The sequence below is a fragment of the Capnocytophaga sp. oral taxon 326 str. F0382 genome, from assembly GCF_000318295.1.
Classification (GTDB): domain Bacteria; phylum Bacteroidota; class Bacteroidia; order Flavobacteriales; family Flavobacteriaceae; genus Capnocytophaga; species Capnocytophaga periodontitidis.
The window spans coordinates 6,299-11,139 of sequence record NZ_KB291406.1 but is presented as its reverse complement, the minus strand read 5'-3'; the positions used below and the strand labels follow the sequence as shown (position 1 = coordinate 11,139).

Sequence of the window (4,841 nt, the reverse complement as noted above, 5' to 3'; positions counted from 1 at the left end):
AATTTTAACACATTTTGATAAACACAAGTGATATATCAAATGTATTATTAAATCCTCATTGATAAGTTATGAGTGAGACACTCGCGCCAGCAGGGAACAGAAATACAATAATATAAAGCTAAAAAAATGGAACCATCATTAAAAACAGACACTACAAAAATATTAAAAAAACTCATCAAGTTTTACAAAGAAAGAAATATTTCTGAAAAGGAAGAGTATGAGTTTACAGAAAGTTTTGTGGATAAATATTTGTTGGAAAACAACAAAGCAAGTTTATTAAGAACTTTAGGTTTAACAGCCAATGCAGAAGCATTTGCACAACATTATTTGCTAAAAGGTGAAGTAAGCAAAGGAGTTAATAAATTAGTGCAAGGGATCCATTGGATGTATAAATATATTCAATTGCAAAACTTCTATACACGAACGACTCCTTTTTTAGTTTATAAATTTGGGTATGCTATGGGAATTTCTCGGCTTTTGGGCAAGGATGAGATTCTGGAGACTATAATGGCAAAATTTGAAGAGTTTCTAAGGTATGAGAAAACAACAATGGTGACACATTCTTTTCACACAAGTTTTCTTTACTTGCTGTACAAAAAATACTTTACCTCTTTGGAAAAATATTTTGATAATGAGGATAGTATTTACGTTCGATTATTAGTGAATATTGAAAAATCTAATCAAGAGTTAATGCCTTTATTGATAGAGGCTTGTGACAATCATCTTATTCGCTCCTCGGCAATGAGTAACAAAGTGATTGATACTGAATTTTGCTGTTTAGACTTATATCCTTACGAGATATTTTGTTACCTATTGGTAAGGAAAAAAATGGGGTTTGAAACACCTATAATTCCTCATAAACTAATGGAAACATTGGTGGCAACCGCCGATCTTTCATTGGCTACTTATCATCCTGAAGATGATGTTTTATTAATGAAAATCCTCTCACTTTTAGAAAGGGGAAGGGAAATTAGGTTTTAGAGGATAGAAAACCGACAAATTGGGTAATATTTCAGATGTGTTGTTAAATCCTCATTGATAAGGCACAAGCTAAAGTCGCTGAATATTTGTAAGCGAGTATGTGACTCGCGCCAGCAGCGGGAAAGATTACATTAAAAAATAAATTAAATAAATGAAAAATTCATTAGAAAAACTTAAACTTTTAGGCAAAATGCCAAATGAAGATCTGGATAATGACTCTCAAGATGTACTTGATTTATCTAATAAATATAGAGAGTTATTAATGGAAATAGAAGAACCTATTTCTATAGAAACTGGTTATGCTCTTTTATCTTTTTTACCTTCTAAAAGATTTTATGGTTTAGAATTTGAAATCTTGTCAAAAATAGAAACTATAGAATTAAATAATGAAGAGCAGATGAAGAGCTATGAGAACCTTATAAATTCTTGTCCTAATGAAGAGATTAGAGATAATTTAATAGTTGGATATGAAAACTGGAAAGAAGACTGTTAGTTAGGTAATATTCCAGATGTGTTGTTAAATCCTCATTGATAAGGCACAAGCTAAAGTCGCTGAATACCTGCAAGCGAGTATGTGACTCGCGCCAGCAGCGGGAATAAAGCTGATAATATAAATATTAAAAGAATCTTACATCATCAATAACTATGTTTTTTTCAAAATTATTTAATAAAATAGAATTAACATCTGAAATGAGGTTAATGGCAGAAAAAATGATTGATAATAAATGGTTTAGAAATTGTGGAAAAGTTAATGATTTCAATATTCCTTTTGATTATCAATTCTCTTCAGGAATAGATGAGGTAGAAAAACAGTTGTCTTATCGAAATGATATAAAAGGCTTTGTGACTTTGGAAAACCTTTTTATAGAAGTTGGCTTCAGGGGGCAGATTTTTTTATCTCTACACAACAAAAAAGAACATAATTCTTGGAATAGAGTCACTGATTTAATAGTGAAAAATTATATTAAAAATAAAAAGTTTGATTTTTCTAAAATCGAATCTCTTTATTTTGATTCTGTTTATAATGTAAATGTCAATCTACTCCTAAAAGAAGTCTTTATTACTACTTTAAGGGAAATCTATTTTCAAGAAAAAATTGAGAATTATCCATTCTTTTTTACAAAAATTATTGATGTTTATTTGAAAGGAAATATTATAATAGGATGGGGAGGAAAATTTAGTAATCATAACCAACAAATAAAAGAAATCGCTCCTATCTCACCAGAAGAAGGAATTCTTACTGTTTGGTAGAACAAAATTAGTTTTAAAAATACAACAGCAGCCTATGAATTTATAGGCAAATATAAAAAACATCACTAAATTTCAGAAAAATGGACTTAAATAAGATATTGCATTTCTCCCTGTTGAGGTTTTGCGGGGAGCAGCAGGAAGAAAAAGAGGAACTTTTGAAAATTACAAACTACCAAAATGAGGAAGGTGATTTTCTGTTGGCTACACTGCCTAAAAAGAGAGAACTCGATGAACTGCTATATGCACTGAAAAACGATGCCTTATATAATAAACTACAAACAGAGATTTCTCGTTCTTGTTTTGAGGATATCTTTTCTCTTTTAGAAGTCTGTTTAAGAGCCTTTTATTACTACGACAACCATTATATCAATGATAGGTTACAGTTCTTTTCATTGATTCAGTTACTTAAAAAAGAGAATACTGAACACGCCTTTAAGTATTTATTGTTCTTTAACCCTTGCGGAGAAACTTTTATAGATAGTAACCAACTCACAAAGCAAGGGTATTTTATGGATAACATAGCTATTGATATAAAAGAGGCTTTTGAAAAACTGTTTTCCGCTGTCTTTGAGTTAAAAAACAAGAAAGAATGTTATCACCGAGTAGCCAAAAAGGATATAGAGTGCTTGTATTATCTGTTAAGAGAAATTGTATATACTATTTTTGAAGCGCAAACGCTTACGCTTTCGCAGGCTGTAAAAACGTTTTTTGAGATAGACGAGGATAGAGAGAAGCTATACTTATCTCTTTCAAAAGCTATTGATTTTTACAAGTTAGTTAGCTTTCATAATGAAGATAATAGCGCCTCTCATTATTATATGAGAGATTATATGGGAGAAGAAATTCCTACTATAGAAAACAAGGTTTGCAGGAGTGCTAAAACTAAATATAAAAGTGAATGCTTGATAGATAGTTATCTTTTTAAGTATGCTAAAACTCCTGATGAGTTCATAGCTTTTTTGGGCTTTTTAAAAGCGCATAATTTTCAGCAATATATAAAATTCTCTATACTCTTGTTTTCACACCCACTTATTATTTTCGATTGGGAGTTTAAAAGGGCTTTATGCCATTCTAAAATAAGAGAAGTTTTGCCCCAAGGAGGATATGCTATGAATCTATTAGACAAACTTAAAACAATCATACAAAAGAACAACTAATATATTTTTACAATTTATGAAAGAATTATTTTCAATAAAGTCTTTTCCTGCTGAAGGGTTAAACAAACGAGATGTTGAGGATAGTACTGTAAGTGAGGCTTTGCAAACTATCTATCCTAAAAATAAATCGTCTAACTTATGTATGATATGGAATGGGGTGGCTTTGGATTTAGAAATGCACAATGAGGTTGCCGATATTTATTGGGATATTGTCAAAATGCTATACGATATGTATGAACAACCTTTATCCGAAACAAAAGTGCATTGGGGGAGTAATGTATTTATGGCAGAATGGATAATAAAACCTTACAATGATATGCTTTGCATTAGTGCTTATTGGACAGCTTTAAAACACAAAAAGCATCTTTTGCCTGAGCTGAACACTCCTAATGATACTGTTCATATCAAAAGAGAGGTTTTTATTGCTTATTGGTTGGAATTACTGAGAAAAATACAGGTTGATTTAAAGCAACAAGGTTATAATGAAAGTAATTTAGAAGATTTTTACCATATCGATACTATTTTTAAACATTATTATTTCCATATTTAGAAAACTACAATGAGAACCGTAAAGAAAAAAGCAAGTATTATAGAATTAGAATATACCCCATCAGCTGGTTGGTTAAACATCAATTTTGGTGAAGAAATTTTTCGTTTGCTAAAAGGGGAGGTAATGTTAGACAAAACCCCTTATAGCGATGAAACTTTAGTACCTATTGAAAATCTAGCCATAGAAGGTGATATTTTCTCCTATCAAGTAGGGAAAACCTTATATAAAATGGACTGTTCCACTATAGAAGGAGCTATGGATTTAGCTCTGTTAGTTCAGAAACTAAAGAATGAAAACAAAATAGTAAAAAATTCTATTGATGAATATTTCGAAATTACTTTAGAAGAAAAAAACTTAGTTTTAGTATTGGTGATTTCAATAGAATGATATTGATAGACTATAATAAATATAGAAATGAATTTACTGAACGTTTCCCAGAACCAACGAAGTGTTATACAATGGGAGATTATCACGTTGAAAATGGTATTATCTATGTACAAACAATAGGGAGAAATTTAGATGATGAAAATGACCCTGTTGTAGATTATCAATATCAGTGGCAGCTGAAACTAAATAAGGTACTGCAAACTACTCTTGAGCGATTGCTAGAAATAGGAAGAGGGAAGAAGAATATTATATTATAAGAGGGTTTTATCCCAAGAGGAATTGTTTAGATAAACATTTTTAATTAAAACTACAATGAGAACCGTAAAGAAAAAAGCAACTAATATACAATTAAAATATACCCCATCAGCGGGTTGGTTAGACATCAATTTTGGCGAAGAGGTTTTTCGTTTACTAAAAGGGGAGGTAATGCTCGACAAAACCCCTTATAGTGATGAAACTTTAGTGCCTATTGAAAATCCAACCATAGAAGGTGATATTTTCTCCTATCAAGTAGG

At 30.8% G+C, this 4,841-nt stretch carries 8 protein-coding genes; all 8 read left to right on the top strand.

Annotation, left to right across the window (positions count from 1 at the left end; genetic code table 11):
* Positions 1–126 precede the first annotated feature (126 nt).
* A complete protein-coding gene (locus HMPREF9073_RS06950) occupies positions 127–981 on the top strand; it encodes a hypothetical protein (RefSeq protein WP_009413247.1) in 855 nt (284 codons plus the stop codon).
* A 151-nt stretch (positions 982–1,132) separates the two neighbouring features.
* Positions 1,133–1,474: a hypothetical protein gene (locus HMPREF9073_RS06945; RefSeq protein WP_009413246.1), complete on the top strand. Its 342-nt coding sequence runs from the start codon at positions 1,133–1,135 to the stop codon at positions 1,472–1,474.
* A gap of 152 nt (positions 1,475–1,626) precedes the next feature.
* Positions 1,627–2,232: a hypothetical protein gene (locus HMPREF9073_RS06940; RefSeq protein ID WP_009413245.1), complete on the top strand. Its 606-nt coding sequence runs from the start codon at positions 1,627–1,629 to the stop codon at positions 2,230–2,232.
* A 155-nt stretch (positions 2,233–2,387) separates the two neighbouring features.
* Positions 2,388–3,389 (top strand): hypothetical protein, encoded by a 1,002-nt coding sequence (locus tag HMPREF9073_RS06935; RefSeq protein WP_232212909.1) that lies wholly within the window; start codon positions 2,388–2,390, stop codon positions 3,387–3,389.
* Positions 3,390–3,405: 16 nt separating this feature from the next.
* Positions 3,406–3,939, top strand: a complete 534-nt coding sequence (locus tag HMPREF9073_RS06930; protein ID WP_009413243.1) for a hypothetical protein — start codon at positions 3,406–3,408, stop codon at positions 3,937–3,939.
* 9 nt (positions 3,940–3,948) lie between these two features.
* On the top strand, positions 3,949–4,326 hold the full coding sequence (locus HMPREF9073_RS06925; RefSeq protein ID WP_009413242.1) for a hypothetical protein: 378 nt from the start codon (positions 3,949–3,951) through the stop codon (positions 4,324–4,326).
* The gene (locus HMPREF9073_RS06920) at positions 4,323–4,583 is read left to right on the top strand and encodes a hypothetical protein (RefSeq protein ID WP_009413241.1); all 261 of its coding nucleotides are present in this window, start codon (positions 4,323–4,325) and stop codon (positions 4,581–4,583) included. The genes HMPREF9073_RS06925 and HMPREF9073_RS06920 overlap by 4 nt, the downstream gene beginning before the upstream one ends.
* A 55-nt stretch (positions 4,584–4,638) precedes the next feature.
* On the top strand, positions 4,639–4,841 hold a 203-nt coding region (locus HMPREF9073_RS15915; protein ID WP_009413240.1), incomplete at its 3' end, for a hypothetical protein.

Coding starts and splice junctions, on each gene's coding strand:
- HMPREF9073_RS06920 (WP_009413241.1), top strand. CDS start 4,323: ATGATATTGATAGACTATAATAAATATAGAAATGAATTTACTGAACGT.
- HMPREF9073_RS06945 (WP_009413246.1), top strand. CDS start 1,133: ATGAAAAATTCATTAGAAAAACTTAAACTTTTAGGCAAAATGCCAAAT.
- HMPREF9073_RS06950 (WP_009413247.1), top strand. CDS start 127: ATGGAACCATCATTAAAAACAGACACTACAAAAATATTAAAAAAACTC.
- HMPREF9073_RS06930 (WP_009413243.1), top strand. CDS start 3,406: ATGAAAGAATTATTTTCAATAAAGTCTTTTCCTGCTGAAGGGTTAAAC.
- HMPREF9073_RS06940 (WP_009413245.1), top strand. CDS start 1,627: ATGTTTTTTTCAAAATTATTTAATAAAATAGAATTAACATCTGAAATG.
- HMPREF9073_RS06925 (WP_009413242.1), top strand. CDS start 3,949: ATGAGAACCGTAAAGAAAAAAGCAAGTATTATAGAATTAGAATATACC.